Below are 19964 nucleotides of genomic sequence, written 5' to 3' on the forward strand. Positions count from 1 at the left end.
ATGACCGAACACTCGCCGCTGGTCTCCGTGATCGTGCCCAACTACAACTACGCCGCCTCCCTGGAGCTGTGCCTGCGGGCGATGCAGGCGCAGACCTACCGGGCGATCGAGCTGATCGTGGTGGACGACGGCAGCACCGACGACTCGGTCGAGGTCGCGCGGCGGCTCGGCGTCCGAGTCGTCCGTACGGAACGCAACATGGGGGTGGCGGGGGCGCGAAACCTGGGCGCCGCGCACGCCCGTGGTGAAATCCTGGTGTTCGTGGACTCCGACGTGGCCGCCTATCCCGACGCCGTCGAGGTCGCCGTGGGCATGCTCGCCGCCGATCCGCGACTGGGGGCGGTGTGCAGCATCCACGACCCCGAGCCGCTGATCCGTCACAGTCTCGTCGAGGAATACCGCGCGCTGCAGTACCACTACTGGACGGCGAGCTCCGAGGGGCCCATCTCGTTCCTGTTCCCGGCGCTCATGGCGATGCCCCGCCGTGTATTCGACGAGATCGGGCCGTTCAACACCCAGCTGCGCGAGACCGAGGAGGTCGACTACGGCCACCGCCTCACCCAGCGATACAGGATGGTGCTCACGTCGGCGATCCGCTCGCGGCACGACCACGACCACGAACTGCCCGGCCTGCTGCGCAAGCTGTACCGGCGTGGCCGCGCCCGGGTTCCGCTGTACGCGCGGCGGCGCCGGTTCGCCCGCGGGTTCGAGACCTCCAGCAGGGCCGGCGGCAGCCTCGCCGCGCTGGCGGCGCTGGCCGCGATACCGGTGGCGGTGCCGCTCGGGGCGGCCGGCGCCGCGCTCCCGGCCCTCGCCCTGGCCGCGTCGGTCGCGGCCGACCTCGGCATGTACCGCTTCGTGCTGCGCCGGCGCGGCCCGCTGTTCCTGCTCTACTTCGGCGCCGTGCACTTCCTGGTGAACGTGACCATCGCGGCCGGTGTGGCCGCCGGAGCCGCGCGCTGGCTGTGCTCGGCGAGGTTCCGCCGGCTCTACGACCCCGACCTGCCCGTGCGCTCCCCGGCCCTCGGGGAGGCCGTGTGACGGCGCTCGCCGTGCCCGTCGCGCCGCGCTCCGGCACGGGGCGCGGCGCATGACCGGCGGCACACGGGTCGCGACGCGACCGGGCGGGTCCCTGGGCGCTCCGAGGGCCCGCCGGAGGATCCCGGTGGTGATGCCGGCGGCGGCGGCCTGGCTGATGTTCGCGGGGCTGCACCGCGCGCTGTCCGGCCGGGTCTGGTGGTGGCAGGTCCCCGAGCTCGTCCCGCCGCTGGCGTTCGCGGCCGTGCCCGTGGTGCTGCTCGCCGCGGTCGCGGTGGCGCGCCGCGCACGCCGTACGGCTCTCGCGATGGCTCTGGTGTCACTGGTGCTGGGCGGGGGCGCCGGCGGGCTCAACCTCGCCTCGCTGTGGCACCGCGCGGCCCCCGCTCCGCCGGACGCGATCAGCGTGTTCTCCTGGAACACCTGGTATTGGGACCAGCCGGCGGCGGGCGGACAGCCGATGCCCCCGCCCACCGGCACGCCCAGGCGGGACGTCGAGGGTTTCTACCGCTATCTGCGGGCCCAGCACGCCGACGTGCTCCTGCTGCAGGAGTACGTCTATTTCGGCGCCGACTCCCGGCCGATCCGGGTGAACGACCTCGACAGGCTGCGCCGCGAGTTCCCGGGCTACCACGTCGCCACGGTGAGCGAGCTGGTGACGCTGTCGCGCTTCCCGATCGTCGCGCAGCGCGGCCTCGACCTGCGCCCGTGGCTCGATGACGGCCGCGACACGCCCGTGCCGCCCGGCTCCGGCTGGCCCGGCTTCCACACGGTGAAGACGCTGCGCACGGACCTGCGCGTCGGCGGCAGGACGGTCTCGTTCTACAACGCGCACATCAACACGCCCGTCGACTCGTCGCCGCCGGGCCTCGACCCCCGCCGCCTCAACCGCACCCAGCACGAGGCGCGCGAGGCCAACCTCCGCGCGCTCGCGGCCGACGTCCGGGCGAACCCGCTGCCGGCCTTCCTGGCCGGGGACTTCAACGCCTCCCCGGCCATGGGCATCATGCGCCTGCTGCCACGGCGGCTGACCGACGCCGCCCCCGCGATGGACTCGCTCTACCCCGCCACCTGGGACGAGCGGTGGCCCCTGTGGCGGATCGACTGGGCGTTCACCAGCCCGGAGGTCGCCGTACACGAGTATCGGCTGGTGCCCTCCGACGGCCAGTCCGACCACAGCGGCCAGCGTCTGGTCATCTCACTGACTCGCTGACCTGGGCCAGCAGCAGGTCGCGCGGCTGAGCCCGCAGGCCCGTCCGCACGAGCGGTTCCGCGTCGCCGCGCAGCATCCGCAGGTGCAGCGCGCGCAGTTCGGGGCCCGGCTCGACGCCCAGGCGGTCGGCGAGATACCCGCGCAGACGGGCGTACAGGGCGACCGCCTCCGCGGTGCGGCCGAGGGCCCACAGGCCGCGCATCAGCATGTTCGCGAGGGGCTCCGCGAGCGGGTAATGCGGCACCAGCGGGGTGAGCTCGGCGACCACCATGTCGGGGCGGCCCTGGCGCAGGTGCGCCTGGGCCCAGGTGGCGAGGGCGCCGACGAACTGCTGCTCGATGCTGTACCGCATGCGGGCCGCCCAGTCGCCCGGGACGCCGGTCAGCGGCGCGCCGCGCCACAGCTCCATGGCCTCGGCGAGCAGCGCGGCCCGTACGGTGTCGTCCCGGGCGTTCTGCGCCTGCCTGGTCAGCCGGCGGAACCGGTGGGCGTCCACCCGCTCGGGGTCGACCTCGAGCGCGTACCCGCCGCCGCGGCGCGCGATGCCGACCCCGGTCCCGGTCAGCGCCTGCCGCAGCCGGGCTATGTGGGCGTACAGCGAATCGGTCGCCCGATCGGGCGGGTCGTCCCAGACCCGCTCGATCATCGTACGGAGCGACACGGGACGGTCGGCGTCGACCGCGAGTGCGGCCAGCACCGCGTGCCGCTGTGGCGGCCCCAGGGGGACGCGGCGGCCGTCCAGGGTCACCTCGACCGGTCCCAGCAAGCGGACGTCCATCGGCTTCCTTCCATGTCGCTCCATGTCGCTCCATGTCGCTCTCACCACGAGAGGGCGGCCGCCAGGGACGGGTGGTGGACGAGCGCGAGCGTCACACCCAGGGTCGCGGCCCACACCATCGAGTTCGCGACCATGACGCGGTCGCGCAGCAGGATGCGGACCGGGTCGCCGCCCTCCTTGTCCATCAGCTGGATCTGCAGGTAGCGGAACAGCGCGAACAGCGCGAACGGCGTGGACAGCATCATCGCCGTCTGACCGTGCTGGGGTCCGAACGGCCCCTCGTCACGCAGGTACATCAGGCCGGAGACGAGGGCGAGCACGGAGGCGATCTGGAGCAGCCAGTTGGTCAGCTCCATCGAGTAGCCGCGCAGCGCGGGCCGGTGGACGGATCCGCCGTGCAGCAGTTCCTGGCGGCGCTTGCCGAGCAGCAGCAGCAGGGACATCGAGAACACGGTGATCAGCAGCCAGGCGGGCGCCCGGCCTCCGGTCACCTCGAACCCCTGCACGACGCGCAGGACGAAGCCGGCCGCCACCGTCCCCACGTCGATGAGCGGCAGGTGCTTGAGGATGCGACTGTAGGCGATGTTGAGCAGGAGATACACCAGCACCGGCCAGTACGACGCCGGGGCCTGGGCGACGATCACGGCGAGCAGCGCCAGCAGGACGGCGCAGCAGGCGCCCGCGGTCACCACGCCCACCCGGCCGGCCGCGATGGGACGGTGGCGCTTGACGGGATGGTGCCGGTCGCGGTGCCGGTCGGCGATGTCGTTGCCGATGTAGACGGCGGCCGAGGCGACGATGAAGGCCACCGTGGCCGAGACGACGCCCGTCACCTCGGCCAGGCCGTAGGCGGGGGCGCCGATGAGCGCCACGGGGACGAGGAGGATCGCCTTGGCCGCGTGGGACGGGCGGATCAGGCCGGCGAGGTCCGCGACGAGGCGGCTCCGGGTCCGTACGACCCGGTCCTGCGCCTGGTGCGGACGCTCCGGGCTGCCCGGAAGGTCTGCCGATTCGACGACGCGCATGCTCTCCCCGTCAGCTCAGAAGAAGACTCTCGCCAGCGACAGCGCGCCCTGCCGCCACGCGTCGCGGCTCGTCTGGCCCGCGCCGCGCGCCGACCCGGCCGCGCGCTGCTCCCGCCACCACGCGTACGTACGGAGGATGGCGTCCCGGTTGGACAGTCGTGGGCGGAAGCCGAGCCGTTCGCGGGCCTTGTCGATGCTGACGTAGGAGTCGGCGAGCAGCTTGCGCACCAGCCGTCCGTACACCGGGGACAGCCGGGTGCGTTCCAGCAGCCGGAGCCCGGCCAGGGCCGGGCCGGCGGGCACCGAGACGACCCGCCTGCCGTGGCCGGCCGCGTCGAGCACCGCCTGGAAGTCCTCGCGCAGCGTGCCGAACTCGGCGGCCGCCAGGTTGTAGGTGTCGTTGGCGACGTCGGCCGGCGCGTCGAGGACGCCGACGATGGCGTCCACCAGGTCCTCGACGGCGAACATCTGCACGCGCTTGTCGCCCTTGCCGAGGACGGGGAAGTTGCGCCCCTCCTCGGCCCATTCGAAGAGCATCGCGAACAGGCCCATCCGGCCGGGGCCGAGGAAGGTCTTGGGGCGCAGGATGGGCAGGCACATTCCCCCGGCACGGTACTTCTCGGCCAGTTCCTCCGCCTCGGCCTTCGCCCTCGTGTAGGGATCGACCGGCTCGCGCGGGTGGTCCTCCGGGGTGGGGACGAGCGTCGGCAGCCCGTACACGGCCGTGGAGGAGATGTGGACCATCCGCTCCACGCCGGTCAGGCGCGCGGCCTCCAGGACGGTGTGGGTGCCCCCGACGATGAGGTCGTGGATCTGCTCGGCCGGGTAGCTCGGCAGCGCGCCGGCGCAGTGGACGACCACGTCCGCCCCGGTCATCGCCTCGCGCAACAGCCGCAGGTCGCGTACGTCGCCGCACCGGTGACGCGCCGCGAGCAGCGGGTCGGCCTGCGGGCGCAGGTCCACCCCGAGCACGTCGTGTCCGTCGACGACGAGCCGGCGGGCCAGGGTGCCGCCGAGCATTCCGGCGCTGCCGGTGACTACGATCCGCTGGACCACCGCGACCCCACCTTCTCTCGTACGAACCGGCTGAGCAGCCGCGGCAGGCCCTTGGACAGCGTCTTGTCGAGGCTCTCCAGGAAGAACTCGAGCTCTTCGGGCTCGATGACGAGGGTCGGCGCGACGACGAGGGGATTGTCGGCGTTCGGGCTGTAGTAGGAGACGATGCCGTGCTCGCGGTAGAGGTCCGCGATCACCGAGAGGGTGATCAACTTGGTGCGGAACCGCGGATCGTGGGAGAAGCCGGGCGCGAGCTTGCCGGCCAGGTCGAGGATCCTGGGGCCGCCGGCGAGGAACACCCCCCACAGCGCGCCCACGCCGCTCACGCGGCCGACCACGTCGTGATGGCGCTTGGCGATGTTCTCCAGGCCGGGCCGCAGGACGCGCTCGATCTGCCGCGCCCTGGCGGGGTAGTCCTCCTCGATCGCGATGTTGATCGCCTCGATGGCGGTGACGGTCTCCTCGCCGAACCCGTAGTAGGTCGTGCTGTGCAGGATGACGTCGGAGAGACGGTCGTACGCCTTGCGGAAGACCGGCTCTCGCGCGGTGTACCCGGAGATCGACGCCTTTCCGCCGCCGAGCGACTTGGAGTACACGAGGACGTCGGGCAGGAGGTCGGGGTAGCGCATGAAGTAGAAGAGGCTGCCCGTCTTGCCCCACCCCGTGTAGACCTCGTCGAAGATGAGCATGATGTCGTTCGCGTCGCAGAGCCGCCGCAGCTCGTACAGGTCCGCCTCGGACCAGCAGCGCATGCTCGACGCGCTGTACGGCTCGGCCATGATCGCGTAGACGTCGCACTTCCCGTCCGGAGTGCGGGCGTTCTCGATCAGCTCGCGGACGGCCGCGACGTCGCCGTAGGGGTACACGGCGATGCCCGGAAGGCCGGGGAAGCGGAAGGAGTTCTCGGCCGAGCCCGTCAGGCTCCCCGCGCCGAGGGTCTTGCCGTGGAAGCTGATGTCGGAGCGCAGGATCGTGTTGCGCCGCCCCTCGTGGTACTTGTACGCCAGCTTGACGGCTCCCTCGTTGGCCTCCGCGCCCGAGTTCGGGAAGTAGGAGATGTTCAGGTCGCCCGGCAGCACCTCGGCCATGTTGTGGCTCAGCGCGGCCACGTACGGCGAGAAGAACGCCTTGTGCACCTCCATGCGCCGCCGCTCGGCGAACCGGCGCCGCGCCTCCAGGATGCGGGGGTGGTTGTGGCCGTGGTTGAGCACCCCGACCCCGCCGGTGACGTCGAGGACCTTCCGCCCGTCGCGGGTCCAGATCCAGGCGCCCTCCGCGCGCTCGACGAGTTCCCGGCCGAAGCCGAAGGAGGTCATGAGATTGACCTGACTGCGGCTGACGTACTTCTTGTACAGGTCCTGGACCTGTTTCACGGTGAGGTTCTCACACGCGTCGAGGCCGATCAGTTCAGACACGTTCCGCCCATCCCCTTACGTGCTAGGAAATTGCACGTAGCCAATGCTGGTGAACGCGGCCACACCCCACCCCACACGAACGCGTGTAGGTCGGTGTGGAGGAGCGGGGCGGCGGAAAGAAAAAGCGGCCGGAATCGGCCGCGGCGGATCATCGGTCGGATCTCACGATTCCCGCGGAGGATTTCCCGTGGACCGGGTGGCCCACCGGTCGCAGCCGCTCGCGGTCCCCGCGGGCAGGCGGACCGGGCGGCGACCAGATGCTGCGCAGCAACCGCCGCACGGCCTGCGCCTGGTCCTCCTCGGTCTCCTCCTCCCGGGCCCGCTCGCGCGCGAACAGGCGGAGCAGGTCGTGCATGCCGTACCAGTCCTGGTCACACGCCTCAAGAAGGTGCGCGTCGGCGAGGCGGTCCAGCAGGTCGGCGGTGCGCGGCTCCGTGCGGTCGGCCAGGGCCGCGGCGGCCGCGACGCTGACGGCCGAGCCGCCGGCCAGGCTGAGCAGCCGGAACATGCGGGAGGACTCAGGGTCGAGCCTTCGGTAGCTCGTCATGAAGCACGGCCGCACGGCCCGGTCGTCGGTCTGGAGTTCGGACAGGCGGTGGTCCTCCACCGCGAGCCGGTCCGCCAGGGCGCGCAGCGACAGGCCCGGCCGGGCGATCAGCCGGGCGGCGGCGATCCGGACCGCCAGCGGCAGCCCTCCGCACAGCCGCACGATGGCGCGCGCCGCCCGCGGGTCGGCGGCGACGCGTTCCGGCCCGATCAGGTGCCCGAGCAGCATGCAGGTCTCGTCCTCGGTCATGACGCCGAGGGGAAAATGCGACACGGCGTCCAACGAGGTGAGCGTCCTGCGGGCCGTGATCAGCACCCGGCAGGTTGGGCTCGCCGGCAGCAGCGGGCGGACCTGCGCGGCGTCGCAGGCGTTGTCGAGCAGGAGCAACAGGTGCCTGCCGCCGGTCAGCGAACGGAACCGCGCCGCCACCTCGTCCACGTCGGGCCGGACGGTCCTGTCGTCGCCGAGGGAGCGCAGCAGGCGGGCCAGCACGTCGGCGGGGTTCAGCGGTGCGACGTCGGGTGTGGAGCCGTGCAGGTCCACGTAGAGCTGCCCGTCCGGGAAGCGGTCCGCGACCTGGTGGGCGACGTGCACGGCCAGCGCCGACTTGCCGGTCCCCGCCGCGCCCGTGATCGCCGAGACCGCGACCGCGCCCGGACCGGCCGAGGTCAGCGCCGCCCGCAGGCGGGCGATCTCGGCGGTCCTGCCGGTGAAGGCCCGGCAGTCGATGGGCAGCTCCGCCGGGGCGGGAGGCCTGAGGGCGGCGCTCGCCTCGGGCGGCGCCAGGGCGGGGTCGTCCACGAGGATCCGCTGGTGCATGCGCCGCAGATCCGGGCCGGGGTCGATGCCGAGCTCGGCCGCGAGCACCCCCCGCGCGTGCTGGTAGGCCGCCAGCGCGTCCGCCCGGCGGCCGGAGCGGTACAGGGCCAGCATGAGGTGTGCCCGGAGGCGCTCGTTCAACGGGTCTCTGCTGGTGAGGGTCTCCAGGTCGGCGAGCATCTCGCCGTGCCGGCCGAGCGCGCGCCGGGCCTCCAGCGAGGCGTCCTGGACGACCGCCCGCAGCCGCTCCAGGCGCGCCGCCTCGCCGCGCAGCGGTGCGGGCAGGGGCAGCCCCTCCAGGACGGACTCGCCGCGCCACAGGCCGAGGGCCCGGGTCAGCCGTTCGAGCGCGGTGTCGTGCCGCCCTTCGGACAGCGCGCGCAGGCCCTGCTCGGCGAGGTCCTCGAACAACGTGACGTCGACCTCGCCGGGCATGACCCGCAGCACGTACCCGTTGCAGCCCGCCTCGATGCGGGACGGGGCGCCGAGCACCCTGCGCAGCGCGGAGATGTAGGTGTACAGGTTCGACTCGGCGGCGGCGGGGGCCCGTTCGCCCCACAGCCAGTCGAGCATCCGTTTGCTCGGGATCGCCCTGCCGGCGTTGAGCAGCAGGGCGGCGAGCAGCACCCGCTGTTTGCGCCGCCCGAGCGGGAGCGGGGTCCCGTGGGAGGTGCGGACCTCGATCGGTCCGAGGATCTTGAAATCCATGTGATCACCCTGCAGTGCCCGGCGTTCACCGACAGGAACCGTACAAATGCCGATAAAGGCTGATTTGTTTGGAACTATGATCGGGAAAATCGGCCTGCGGATGGTACTCGCGTAAAAGGAATAATGCTATTACGTCACACGAATTCCGGGCCCGCCGGAATTCTGTGGACAGTATGCGGACATGTGGTGTTACGGGCTTTCCTTATTTATATCGGCGCGGGGATCGGCCTTCTTTCTAGGGGTCGACTGCGGTGCCGGCGCCATGAAAGGACCGGCGCATAATCGGCCGTGCGGAAGCCCGGTCGCGCTCGCCGCGGCCGCCGGCGGGCACGAGTGCGCCCGGGAGGTACGGGGCGATCGCCCCGCCCCTCCCGGGCGCCGGGATGTGCGAAGTGGGTGCGACGAGCCGTCGGATCAGGCGGCGACGCAGCCGAGGGTGGGGGTGCCGCTGGTTCCGGAGCCGATGAACCCGAACGTGGTGCCCGCGCCGGCGCCGAGCGAGCCGTTATGGGCGGCGTTGCGGGCGCTGATGGTGGATCCGCTCGTGGTCACGGTCGCGTTCCACGCCGAGGCGACCGTCTCCCCGTTGGCGAAGGTCCAGGTCACGGTCCAACGGGTGATCGCCGAGGAGCCGGCGGACACACGTACCTCGGCCTGGAAGCCGCCGGGCCACTGCGAGGCCACCCGGTAGGTGGCCGAGCAGCCCAGGGAGCCGGTCGGAGTCGGGGTGGGCGTGGGCGTCGGAGACGGCGTGGGGGTGGGCGTCGGGGACGGCGTGGGCGTCGGAGACGGCGAGGAGCCCGGACCGCCGGTGAAGTTGACGTCGCTGCAGAAGTAGTACGACTGGTCGAGGTGGCTGGCCTGCCACAGGGTGAAGACGATGTGGTGACCGGTGCGGCCCGGGGCGTACACCTCGACGGGCGTCGTGCTTCCGGTCGGCATCCTGCCCGTCTGGGTGACCATCTCCAGGTCACTCCACTTCAGCCGCTGCTTGGTGGGGTCGAACCCCTGCTTGGTGACGTAGACGCGGATGAAGTCGGCGCCGTGGGACGATCCGTCCAGCAGGTTGAGAGTGAAGCGGTTGGGCTTGTCCACCGTCTTCCACGGGCCCGGCTCGTCCATCGCGGCGTACCGGCCGTCGGCGGTCAGGCCGCCGCTGCACAGCTGACCGTCGGGTACGGCGGTCTGGTACTGACCGGCGACGCCGTCCCGCAGCAGCCCGTTCCAGTTCCACATCGCGCTGGGATCGGCCTGCCAGGCCTTGTAGCACATCGGGTCCTCTGCGGCCATCCGCGGGGACTGCCACTCGCTGGCCCAGCGCGTGTAGCAGCCGTACTGCCGGGCGGGCGGGTCACTGACGGCGCCGTGCGCCGAAGCGGGGGAAGCCAGAAGAGGGGTCAGCAGGAGCGCGGCCGCCATCGCGACGACCATCCGCCCCGCCCGGGTCAGGCCGCGGGACCGGCGCTCCCCGCCCGGTCCCGGGTCGCCCGGGCCGGTTCTGTGGATCCGGTCACTTGGGGGGAGGAGCATACGCAACCTCTTCATCCGCACGAGTCTCCTTCTGAACAGTCGCCGGCGTAGGACGCGATCTCTTGACCGCCGGCCTCGCACACCGTTGCGCAACCGAGTCAGCGTCGGCAACCGGACGAGAGCCGCGAAAAAGGAGCACGCCGCCGACCTGGGCATGCGGGGGGAGACCCGACAGGGACGCAGAAAGTTTCAACCGGTCCGGAGCACGACAAGGCCTCCGGTGCGGCGGATCGCGCCGCACCGGAGGCCGGGGAAGTGTCAGGGGTGAGATCGATCCGATTCGTCAGGTCGTCCGCCACGCCGGGAGAGACCGGCGTGGCGGGCCGTGGACCAGAGTGACGTGCCGGGTCGGCTCGCCCGTCAGGGCCTGGTTATCGGTTCCAGGTCCACTTCTGGTTGTTGCCGCCGTGGCAGGAGTACAGCTGGAGCTGGGTGCCGTTGCCGGTGCCGGCGCCGACGGCGTCGAGGCACAGCCCGGACTGGACGCCCTGGATGCTGCCGTCGGAGTTGACGCGCCACTTCTGGTTGTCGCCGCCCCAGCAGGAGTAGATCTGGATCTTGGCGCCGTTGCCGGTGCCGGCCGCGTCGAGACACTTGTTGCCGTACACGCGGATTTCACCGGCAGAGGTGGAGCTCCACGTCTGGTTGGTCTGGCCGTTGCAGTCCCAGATCTGCACCGCGGTGCCGTCCGAGGTGCTCGCGTTCGGCACGTCCAGGCATCGCCCGGAGGCGACACCCCTGATCGGGCCGCTGCCGTTCCCGCCAGGGGTGGGCGAGGTGCCGGGGCTGGGCGAGGTGCCGGGGCTGGGCGAGGTGGGAGGGTTCGGTGAGGCGGCGTTGAGGGCGTTCAGCACCGAGTTGTAGGCGGCCTTCTTGTTGCCGTTGCTGTCGAACAGCAGAGGGGTGGTGTTCGCGCCCAGCCAGGAGTCGCTGTCGCGCACGCCCCACACGGTGACGCCGATGCAGCGGGAGACGGCGAGGCAGTCGTTGACCACGCTGGCGTAGGTCGAGGCCGAACCGCCCTGGATGTCCAGCTCGGTGATGGCGACGTCCACGCCGAGGGCGGCGAACTGGGAGATGGTGGTGCGGTAGTTGCTGTTGTACGGGCTCTGGCTGTTGAAGTGCGACTGCAGGCCGACGCAGTCGATCGGCACGCCGCGCTGCTTGAAGTCCTTGACCATGTTGTAGACGCCCTGCGTCTTGGCCCAGGTCCAGTTGTCGATGTTGTAGTCGTTGTAGCAGAGCTTGGCGGACGGGTCGGCGGCCCGCGCGGTGCGGAAGGCGACCTCGATCCAGTCGTTGCCGGTGCGCTGCAGGTTCGAGTCGCGGCGGCCACCGGAGTTGCCGTCGGCGTACGCCTCGTTGACAACGTCCCAGTAGGGGATCTTGCCCTTGTAGTGGTTCAGGACGCCGTTGATGTGGTTGATCATCGCCTGGCGCAGCGAACTGCCGGACATGCTCTGCATCCAGCCGGGCTGCTGGTTGTGCCAGGCCAGGGTGTGGCCGCGCATCTTCTTGCCGTTCTGCGTCGCCCAGTTGTAGATGCGGTCGCCGGCGCTGAAGTTGAACTGGCCCGGGTTCGGCTCGGTCGCGTCGATCTTCATCTCGTTCTCGGCCGTGATCATGTCGAACTCACGGTTCGCGATGCCGGTGTAGGTCCCGTCACCGAGTTTGCCGCCGGCGATGGCGGTGCCGAAGTAGCGGCCGCTCTGCTGGGCCGCCGCGGCCAGTGTGCTGGCCGCCGCGTCGGCGGGAACCGACACCGTCACCAGTGCCGAGGCCGCGCCGAGCACGCCGATCGCGCCGGCGACCAGGGCCCGGCGCCAGCTGTTGACGGAACGCGGGCTTCCAGACGGGGTTAAGGCGTTTGCGCCCATGCCTGAGCCTCCATAGCTGAACGAACGATAAGAGGGGACACACGGGGGGATCCCGTGGAATCGACGCCGCGCTCCGTCGGGAGCGCACACCACGAGGGCGTCGTAGATGCGGGCCCCCTGCAGTGCACCACCACCGGGCAGGGGGACCGCCTTGGGGACTCAGTGTGGGAACCACGCCGAAATGTGTCAAGACTATTTAGAAAAGTTTCGGCACTTTCGCTCCACGAGGGGGCCTAGCCCGTGTCCAGGGCGCGAAACATTTTCGAGGACGTCGTCGCCGCGTGCCCGCGAAAAGGGGTGAACCGGCGTCGGCCGAGGCGGTGAACGATGAAACTTTCAACTTGATGCGACGAGTTCCCGCGCACGGTGATCTCGATGCCCAGATGGGCGCATCGCGCCCATGTGCGCCGGCCCGGCGAGTGACGGTCCTCTTGACAGCGCATCCCGGCCTCGGATTTGCTCCGGCCACCACCACCTCCACCCGTCCGAGGGAGAGGCGACCGTGAACGACATGTGAAGTGTGAACGTTAACAATCATTGCGCGTAGGACTTCGGCGACCGGTGACCGCGTGACCCGGACAGACACCATGTCCTGGCCCGCTGCCGATGCCGGCGCGAGTCCGCCGGGCCGTGACCACCGACCGGCCCGCTTCATCGGTCTTCGCCGCCGTGGCCTGCGCGGCAGGCTTCCCGATCCCGGGCATCCGGGGGCGGTCGCGGCACGTGCCGATCGGCCCCGCCCGTGAAGGCGGGGCGGACAGCGTCGGGAACGTCGTCTACTTCATGTTGGCGACGACGAACGGGGCGTGGCCGTGCAGGTAGTTGTTCCACCCGCCGGTGACCGGCGCGCCGCTGGAGAGGATGTTGGTGGAGTCGGTGCCGACGTCGAGCTTCCAGGCGGTCCAGGAGATGCCGTTCGCCTTCATCCAGTTGATCCAGGTCTGCGCCTCGTCGAGGCAGACCCTGCCGTCGAGGCCGCCGTCGGCGTTGCTCGCGCCCCACTCGGTGACGAACAGCGGCAGCCCGGCCCTGATCGCCGCGTCGCCCTTGGCGCGCAGGGAGGCGCCGTGCGTGCACGAGTAGAAGTGCAGCGTGTACATCAGGTTGGTGCCGGAGACGGGGCTGGTCGCCGCGGTGTCCACGTCCTGCGACCAGGTCGGGGTGCCCAGCACGATGATGTTGTCCGGATCGGCGGCGCGGATCGCGGACACGACCGCCTGGTGGTACGGCTTCAGCACGCCGGTCCAGCTGAGCTGCAGCGGCTCGTTCCAGTCCTCCCAGATGACGTTGGGCAGGTGGCCGTAGCGCTTGGCCAGGTCGGAGAAGAACGCCACCGCCTGCGCCTGCTCCTTGTGGGCCTCATGCGCGTGGAAGTCCACGATCACGTACACCCCGGCGGCGACCGCGTTGTTGATGATCGTCTCCACCTGCGCGCGGGCCTTGTTCGGGTCGCTCAGGTAGGCGCCGGCCGGCTCCACGCCCATCGCGGCACGGAAGACCTGCAGGTTCCAGTTGTCCCGCATCCACTTCAGCGCGGACAGGTTCTCGGCGTACGGAGCGGTCTCCCAGTTGAGCCACATGCTGCTCACGCCGCGCAGCTGGACCTTCGCGTTGTTCTTGTCGCACATCGTGGTGCCGCAGACGTGCAGCTGGCCGTGCCGTTCGACGGGAGTGCCGGTGCCCGGCGTGACGCTGGGGCTCGGCGAGGGCGAGGGCGAGCGCGTGGGGGAGGACGAGGGAGAGGGAGACGGGGAGGCGGACGTCACACCGCCGGTGCAGGTCACGCCGTTCAGCGCGAAGCTGGACGGCTTCGGGTTGGAGCCGTTCCAGCTGCCGTTGAACCCGAATTCCGTGCTGCCCCCGCTGGGGAGGGCGCCGTTGTAGGACAGGTTGGTCACCGTGACCTGGGAGCCGGACTGGGTGGGGGTGCCGTTCCACAGCTGGGTGATGGTCTGCCCGGCCGGGAACGACCAGGTCAGCTTCCACCCGTTGATCGGGTCACCGAGGTTGCGGACGCTGACGCTCGCGCCGAAGCCGCCTTGCCACTGGTTGGTGACCGTGTAGCTGACCTGGCATCCGGCCGCGGCCGCCGACGCGGCGTGCGTGCCGGCCACACCGGTACCCGCCGCCACCAGCGCGGCGACGGCGGCGGCCGACAGGCTCAATCGGTGGCGCAATGAGCTGACTTGTCGCATAGATGTTTCCACTTTCCGGGAGGTGATGTTCCTCGGGGCGACGAATACGCCCTGGTGGGACACCAGTTGAGGACCGGCGCCGGCGCGAGAGCGGTGTCCTGGCGCTGACGTTTCGCGATGCCGATGTCCGCAGGTGGTGTCTGCCGCGGTGAGCCAATCCCGGCGAGGAGGGATGAGTCAACGAGGTGAGGTTTGCCCTGTTCTCACCTCGCCCGCGTGGAATGCCGCTCGAACAGGCGCTTCGCGTGAGCATGGGGAAAGCCGGCCGTCACGACGGCGATGAATGTTTCACCCCTGCTCCGCGCTGGAACGGGCGGTCCCACTCCGAATCAGGGGGCCGGCAGCGCGATCCGTTCGTCTTCCTTGTCGCGGGTCGTCCAGAGGTAGACCAGCGCGCCGGCGAACAGCACGACCGAGGTCCACTGGTTGATCCGCAGCCCCAGGAGCGTCACCGCGTGATCCACACCGCCCACCGGGTCGACCCGCAGCCCTTCGATCCAGAACCGCCCGAACGTGTAGCCGGCGACGTAGAGGGCGAACAGGCGGCCGTGGCGCGGCGTGAACCGCCTGCCGGCCAGGATCAGTGCGAAACCGAGCGCCGCGTCCCACAGCGACTCGTACAGGAAGGTCGGGTGGTAGAGCACCCCCGGCTCGCCGCCGTGTGCCTGGTCGATCTCCAGGCCCCACGGCAGCGTGGTCGGACCGCCGTACAGCTCCTGGTTGAACCAGTTGCCCCAGCGGGCGATCGCCTGCCCGAACGCGAGGCTGGGCGCGATCGCGTCGGCCACGGCGCCCAGAGGCAGCCCCCTGCGGCGGCATGCCAGCCACACGCCCACGCCTCCCAGGGCGACCGCGCCCCAGATGCTGAGCCCGCCTTCCCAGATGAACAGCGCCCGGTACGGCTCCTTGATCGCGCGCGGGCCGAAGTAGGTCTGCCAGTCGGTGATGACGTGGTAGAGGCGGGCGCCGATGAGGCCGAAGATGACCCCGGGGACCGCGATGTCGCTGATCGCGCCCTTCTCGCCGCCGCGGGCGCGCCAGCGGCGCTCGCTGAGCCAGGTGCCGAAGACGATCGCCACAATGAAGCACAATGCGTAGGCCCGGATCGGGATGAATCCGAGATACCAGACCCCTTCGGAAGGGCTGGGAATCGAGGCGAGGGGCATGCCGGTGAGGCTAGTCAACGTGAGGCCGGCGGGGTGCTTTCGTGACCCGATCGCAAATCATTCATGGAGCCGCCGCGAACGCCGATGAGCGTGCGTGGCGGATCGCGCCGCCACGCACGCCGTTTATCGGATTCCGATGACGACCTTTCCGAACGGATTGGCCGATTCGTAGTAGCGGAACGCCGCGGCGGCGTCCTCGAACGGGAACACCCGGTCGATGACGGGCCGGAGCCGGTGCGCGGAGATGATCTCGTTCAGATGGACGAACTGCGCGTGGCTGCCGACGGCCAACGCCCGGACCGTCCCGGCGACACCGAACAGCAGGCGAGGGTCGAGGGGGCGCCAATCACCGGAGACGGACCCCACGAGAGCGACGTGCCCGTCGAGGGCAAGCGACTTCAGTGACTGTTCCAGGGGCCCGGCGGTGTGGACCACCCGGTCGACGCCGCGCCCGCCGGTGAGGTCGCGGACCGCGGCGTGCCAGTCGGGAACGGCGCGGTGGTTCACGACCTCGTCAGCGCCCAGGTCGCGAAGGCGCTGCTCCTTGTCCGCCCGGCCTGTCGTGGCGATCACCTTCGCGCCGAGCAGCTTGCCCAGTTGTACCGCGAACAGCGACACGCCGCCCGATCCGGTGGTCAGCACCGTGTGCCCTGGCTGGATCCCAGGACCGTCCCCGGTCAGCGAGTTCCACGCCGTGACCGCGGCACACGGCAACGTCGCCGCCTCGGCGTAGGAGAGGTGGCCGGGGATGGGGACGAGGGCCTGCTCCGGCATGACGGCGAGTTCGGTGAGCATGCCGTCGAGGGAACCGCCCAGCTGTGGCAGGGATGACGGCCGCAGGGGGCCGTCCAGCCATCGCGGGAACAACGTGGCGGTGACCCGGTCACCCGGACGCACCCGCCGGACACCCGGTCCCACAGCGATGACCTGCCCGGCACCGTCGGAGACAGGGATGACGTCCGGCTTCACCGGCAGCACGTACTGCCCGCGCAGCACCAGCAGATCGCGGAAGCTGAGCGAGACGGCGTGGACCACGACCGCGACCTCGCCGACGCCCGGCGTGCGCGGTTGGCGGATCCGCAGCGACAGCCCGTCGACGCCGTCGCCGCTGTCGACGTGGTAGCTCCGGACGGACGTCGGCAGTGCCGCCGTCATCGCGGTCATCTCTCGATGAACTGGTAGTCGCCGACGATGCGACCGTCCGCGCCGAGCATGAGGATCTCCAGCCCGACACCGGCCACATCACCACCGGCGCGAGCCGTCATCTCCCAGTGGAACTTGATGACGTCGTGGAGCTGTTCGGCATCGCCGCAGGGCCGGAAGACGAAGGTGCCCGGCGCGACGAACTCCTCGTAGGCCCGCGTCACCCGCGGTTCCAGCGCGTCATGCCCGCGCGCCTCCAGGACGAGTCGATCGAACCCCAGCCCTTCAGCGGCCTCTCGCATCTCCTGCGGGGGCCGCAGGACGTGGACCGCGTCGGGGGACCACAGCTCGCGGATGGCGGCGCGGCGACGTTCCGGGTCGGGCTCGTTCCACACGGCGACGTAGCGGTCTGTGAGGTCCTTCACGTCGATGTCGGCCATGGTGATCCTTCGGGTCGTGGACGGTCGTCATGCCGACCACGACTGTGCTGCGCCCCGCGTGCCGCCACAATTCCCCGCAGGGAATCGCCCGCCGGCGCCGAACCCGGTACACAGGAGCAATGATCACCGAATCGGCGAGCGGCGGACTCGCGGCCGCGTTGCGCACGTGGCGCACCCGCCGACGCGTCAGCCAACTCGAACTGGCGGTGCGCGCCGGCACCACCCAGCGGCACGTCAGCTTCATCGAGAGCGGACGCTCGACCCCCGGCCGGTCGATGATCATACGGCTGGCCGAGTCGCTGGAGGTGCCGATCCGAGAGCGCAACGAACTGCTCCTCGCCGCGGGATTCGCGCCCGCGTACCCGCAGACCGACCTGGACGATCCTCAGTTGGCGCCGGTCCGGACCGCCCTTGACCGCATCCTGTACGGCCACCTGCCGTACCCGGCTGTGATAGTCGACCGGCACGGCGACCTCATCTCGGCCAACGCCGGGTTCCACATGATCACCCGGGGAGTCGACCCGGACCTGCTCGCCCCACCGGCGAGCGTTCCCAGGGTCCTGCTGCATCCGCGAGGGCTCGCGCCACGCATCGTCAACCTCGACGAGTGGGCCTGGCACATCATCGACCGCGTCCAGGCCGAGAGCCTGCGCAACCCGAGCGACAGGCTCCGCCGCCTCGCCGCGGAACTCGCCGACCTGGCGCCACCGCGTCCACGGCACCTGCCGCCACATCACCTCGGCTTCGCGGTGCCGCTGCGACTCCGCACGGGCGACCCGGACAGCCGGGAACTCCGGCTGATCACCACACTCACGCACTTCGGTACCGCCACCGACGTCACCATCGCCGAACTGCGACTGGAAGCATTCCTTCCGGCCGACGAGGCGACCGGCGCCGCGCTGGCCGAGCTTGTCACGTGGTGAACACCATCCGCTCACGCCGCTGGGCCGGCGGCGGAGATCCGAGTGCGGACGCGTCCGGCTCTGCCGGGAAGTGGACTGCCCTCTGCTGACTGTCCGGCCGCTTATCGGTGCGAGGTGCCGGAACCCTCGCCTACCGACGAACTCGAAGATCACGCTGATGTGACCTCGGCGCCCTGGACGGCGGTGCCGCGCTATGCGAATATACGTTCGATTGACGGAGATCATCAGCGGAAGAGAGCGGCTCGAGTCATGCCGGGGCGCTCGCTTCTCACCTCCTTCAGAACGGAGTGCATGTGCGCCCATCGACCTCTGGCCGTGCTTCTCTATCCCACCGATTAGTCGCCTTGGCGGGATCCCTGCTCCTGATGGCGGGCCTGCTCGCCGCTCAGTCACCCGCCGCCGCGGCCGAGGCCGCCGGGGTCGTCGGAGACCTCGGCGTCGTCGCGGGGAGGGGCGGAGACGTGGTGGCGGGCGGTGGCAAGGTCTTCGTCGCCGCCGACGACCGGATCGTGGTCGCGTCCTACGACGGCCGGCCCATCGACACGATCGGCGGCCTGTCCGGCGCCGTCGCCCTGTCCGCATCGGACGGCGCCAGGAAGGTGTACGCGGCGCTGCGCGATTCGAATGAGCTGATCGAGATCGACCCCGTGAAGGTCACCATCACCCGGCGTTTCGACCTCACCGCATACCCGTGCCCGTCGACTCTGGCGCAGTCCCACGACCGGGTGTGGATCGGATACGGGTGCGGCGAGGCGGGAGAGGGAGGTGTCGTCCATCTCATCGTGTCGGCGGCGACACCCACCCCCGTCCGGGTCGGGCCGGGCACGACTCGGCCTCCGCTGGTCGCCGTCGCCGGGGCCACGCTGGCGGCCGGGGAGCCGGGAGTCAGTCCCGCCGTAATCAGGCTGTACGACGTCAACACCACCCCGGGCATCCCGCGCGGCGAGATCCGCGGAGACGCGGACGGACTGCCGCCCCTGCGGGATCTCGCCCTCACCGAGGACGGGTCGGCGCTGTCGGCGTTGGCCGGCACCGGCCGGTTCGACGCCTGGGACACGACAACCCTGACTCAGGTCCGTGCCTACGACAGCAGCGGGTCGAGCGAGCACGGTGTCCCCGCCGCGGTCGCGGCCAGCCCGGACGGCGCGTACGTCGTGGGCGGCTGGGACTCCTCCGCGGGTGACTCGGCGAAGCTCGTGGTGTACGACCCGGCCACGGCGGAGGTGATCTACGAGGCCGACCACCAGGGGAAGACGTTGGTGGCGGGCAGCATCGCCTTCCACGGGATCTACACCTGGGCGGTGCTGAAGGACCCCGGCACCGGGCGGATGCACCTTTGGCGGCTGCCGCCGTCGCCCTACCACTCCTCCACGCTCACCTTGACGGCTCCCTCCGCGGCGACCGCGCTCAAGCAGTCGACCTTCAGCGGACGGCTCACGCTGAGCACCGGGTCGCTGCCCGGTGTGCAGACGCTCGAGCTGTACCGCTGGCTCCCCGACGGCACCTCCAGGCCCTATCAGGAGATCACCACGGCGGCGGACGGAACCTATGAGTTCACCGACACGCCACCTTCCAGCGGGACGTTCCGGTATCAGGTGTACTGGTCCGGCAACTCATGGTTCGACGGTGACGGCGCCTCGGCGACCGTCACGGTGGCCCCGTACCAGCCGGTGCTCACCGTGACCGGACCGGCGACGGGCGCCGTCGGAGAGCGGCTCGAATTCAGCGGTACCTTCGGCGCCGACGGCGTCTCCTTCCCGCGAACGACGATCGTCGTCGCACGCAGGGTCGTCGGCCCGGATGGCACCGTCACCTCGAAAGCCCTGTCCAAGGTGGCTCCCGCCGCCGACGGGTCGTTCGGCTTCGCCGACACGCCGACCACGGCCGGCGAACACACGTACACCGTCAGGCTGGTCGGGAACTCGGTCATCGAGCCCGCGAACACCAGCCACGTGGTCACCGTCCTCCAGCCGGACGCGTAGCGCCCCGACGACCGGGTGACGGCGATCCCGATCGCCGTCACCGACGGGCAAGCACTCTCGTCAAGGCCGGCCAGGACGCGAACCGCCCAGCCACGGGAACCAGGGCGGA

The 19964-nt window shown here is 70.7% G+C and carries 15 protein-coding genes; 4 read left to right on the top strand and 11 right to left on the bottom strand.

The window, feature by feature from the left end:
• Entirely contained in the window at positions 1-1041 is a 1041-nt protein-coding gene (locus AB0J39_RS08325) for a glycosyltransferase family 2 protein (RefSeq protein ID WP_363462744.1), read from the top strand.
• 130 nt (positions 1042-1171) lie between these two features.
• Positions 1172-2251, top strand: coding sequence for an endonuclease/exonuclease/phosphatase family protein (locus AB0J39_RS08330; RefSeq protein ID WP_363462770.1), 1080 nt, complete (start codon positions 1172-1174; stop codon positions 2249-2251).
• Here the strand turns inward: AB0J39_RS08330 and AB0J39_RS08335 are convergent.
• From AB0J39_RS08335 to AB0J39_RS08385, 11 genes are all read right to left on the bottom strand, one after another.
• Positions 2232-3029 (bottom strand): BTAD domain-containing putative transcriptional regulator, encoded by a 798-nt coding sequence (locus tag AB0J39_RS08335; protein WP_363462745.1) that lies wholly within the window; start codon positions 3027-3029, stop codon positions 2232-2234. The genes AB0J39_RS08330 and AB0J39_RS08335 overlap by 20 nt on opposite strands.
• Before the next feature lie 41 nt (positions 3030-3070).
• Positions 3071-4054 carry a UbiA prenyltransferase family protein gene (locus AB0J39_RS08340; RefSeq protein ID WP_363462746.1) on the bottom strand — a complete coding sequence of 328 codons (984 nt, stop codon included), beginning with the start codon at positions 4052-4054 and terminating at the stop codon, positions 3071-3073.
• Between the two features lie 15 nt (positions 4055-4069).
• Positions 4070-5110 (bottom strand): NAD-dependent epimerase/dehydratase family protein, encoded by a 1041-nt coding sequence (locus AB0J39_RS08345; RefSeq protein ID WP_363462747.1) that lies wholly within the window; start codon positions 5108-5110, stop codon positions 4070-4072.
• A complete protein-coding gene (locus AB0J39_RS08350; protein WP_363462748.1) occupies positions 5092-6525 on the bottom strand; it encodes an aminotransferase class III-fold pyridoxal phosphate-dependent enzyme in 1434 nt (477 codons plus the stop codon). Before AB0J39_RS08350 ends, AB0J39_RS08345 begins: the two co-directional genes overlap by 19 nt.
• A 148-nt stretch (positions 6526-6673) precedes the next feature.
• Entirely contained in the window at positions 6674-8599 is a 1926-nt protein-coding gene (locus tag AB0J39_RS08355; protein WP_363462749.1) for a BTAD domain-containing putative transcriptional regulator, read from the bottom strand.
• 414 nt (positions 8600-9013) lie between these two features.
• Positions 9014-10144, bottom strand: a complete 1131-nt coding sequence (locus AB0J39_RS08360) for a lytic polysaccharide monooxygenase (protein WP_363462750.1) — start codon at positions 10142-10144, stop codon at positions 9014-9016.
• A 356-nt stretch (positions 10145-10500) separates the two neighbouring features.
• On the bottom strand, positions 10501-12006 hold the full coding sequence (locus tag AB0J39_RS08365; protein ID WP_363462751.1) for an endo-1,4-beta-xylanase: 1506 nt from the start codon (positions 12004-12006) through the stop codon (positions 10501-10503).
• A 776-nt stretch (positions 12007-12782) separates the two neighbouring features.
• The gene (locus tag AB0J39_RS08370) at positions 12783-14201 is read right to left on the bottom strand and encodes a cellulase family glycosylhydrolase (RefSeq protein WP_363462752.1); all 1419 of its coding nucleotides are present in this window, start codon (positions 14199-14201) and stop codon (positions 12783-12785) included.
• Between the two features lie 329 nt (positions 14202-14530).
• Positions 14531-15367: a prolipoprotein diacylglyceryl transferase gene (gene lgt, locus AB0J39_RS08375; RefSeq protein WP_363462753.1), complete on the bottom strand. Its 837-nt coding sequence runs from the start codon at positions 15365-15367 to the stop codon at positions 14531-14533.
• 123 nt (positions 15368-15490) lie between these two features.
• Positions 15491-16522 (bottom strand): NAD(P)-dependent alcohol dehydrogenase, encoded by a 1032-nt coding sequence (locus AB0J39_RS08380; protein WP_363462754.1) that lies wholly within the window; start codon positions 16520-16522, stop codon positions 15491-15493.
• A gap of 5 nt (positions 16523-16527) precedes the next feature.
• Positions 16528-16950, bottom strand: a complete 423-nt coding sequence (locus tag AB0J39_RS08385; protein ID WP_363462755.1) for a hypothetical protein — start codon at positions 16948-16950, stop codon at positions 16528-16530.
• A gap of 119 nt (positions 16951-17069) precedes the next feature.
• Between AB0J39_RS08385 and AB0J39_RS08390 the strand changes: the two genes are divergently transcribed.
• Positions 17070-17873: a helix-turn-helix transcriptional regulator gene (locus AB0J39_RS08390; protein WP_363462756.1), complete on the top strand. Its 804-nt coding sequence runs from the start codon at positions 17070-17072 to the stop codon at positions 17871-17873.
• Between the two features lie 344 nt (positions 17874-18217).
• Complete coding sequence (locus tag AB0J39_RS08395; RefSeq protein ID WP_363462757.1) at positions 18218-19855, top strand: hypothetical protein; 1638 nt, start codon at positions 18218-18220, stop codon at positions 19853-19855.
• Positions 19856-19964 lie beyond the last annotated feature (109 nt).

Origin of the sequence: Microbispora sp. NPDC049633 (genome assembly GCF_040675265.1) — a bacterium.
Classification (GTDB): domain Bacteria; phylum Actinomycetota; class Actinomycetes; order Streptosporangiales; family Streptosporangiaceae; genus Microbispora; species Microbispora maris.

Bases quoted from the DNA above. Each gene is read 5' to 3' on its own strand.
- AB0J39_RS08390 (WP_363462756.1), top strand. From the start codon at position 17,070: ATGATCACCGAATCGGCGAGCGGCGGACTCGCGGCCGCGTTGCGCACG.
- AB0J39_RS08385 (WP_363462755.1), bottom strand. From the start codon at position 16,950: ATGGCCGACATCGACGTGAAGGACCTCACAGACCGCTACGTCGCCGTG.
- AB0J39_RS08370 (WP_363462752.1), bottom strand. From the start codon at position 14,201: ATGCGACAAGTCAGCTCATTGCGCCACCGATTGAGCCTGTCGGCCGCC.
- AB0J39_RS08330 (WP_363462770.1), top strand. From the start codon at position 1,172: ATGCCGGCGGCGGCGGCCTGGCTGATGTTCGCGGGGCTGCACCGCGCG.
- AB0J39_RS08365 (WP_363462751.1), bottom strand. From the start codon at position 12,006: ATGGGCGCAAACGCCTTAACCCCGTCTGGAAGCCCGCGTTCCGTCAAC.
- AB0J39_RS08325 (WP_363462744.1), top strand. From the start codon at position 1: ATGACCGAACACTCGCCGCTGGTCTCCGTGATCGTGCCCAACTACAAC.
- AB0J39_RS08340 (WP_363462746.1), bottom strand. From the start codon at position 4,054: ATGCGCGTCGTCGAATCGGCAGACCTTCCGGGCAGCCCGGAGCGTCCG.
- AB0J39_RS08380 (WP_363462754.1), bottom strand. From the start codon at position 16,522: ATGACGGCGGCACTGCCGACGTCCGTCCGGAGCTACCACGTCGACAGC.
- AB0J39_RS08335 (WP_363462745.1), bottom strand. From the start codon at position 3,029: ATGGACGTCCGCTTGCTGGGACCGGTCGAGGTGACCCTGGACGGCCGC.
- lgt (WP_363462753.1), bottom strand. From the start codon at position 15,367: ATGCCCCTCGCCTCGATTCCCAGCCCTTCCGAAGGGGTCTGGTATCTC.
- AB0J39_RS08355 (WP_363462749.1), bottom strand. From the start codon at position 8,599: ATGGATTTCAAGATCCTCGGACCGATCGAGGTCCGCACCTCCCACGGG.
- AB0J39_RS08360 (WP_363462750.1), bottom strand. From the start codon at position 10,144: ATGAAGAGGTTGCGTATGCTCCTCCCCCCAAGTGACCGGATCCACAGA.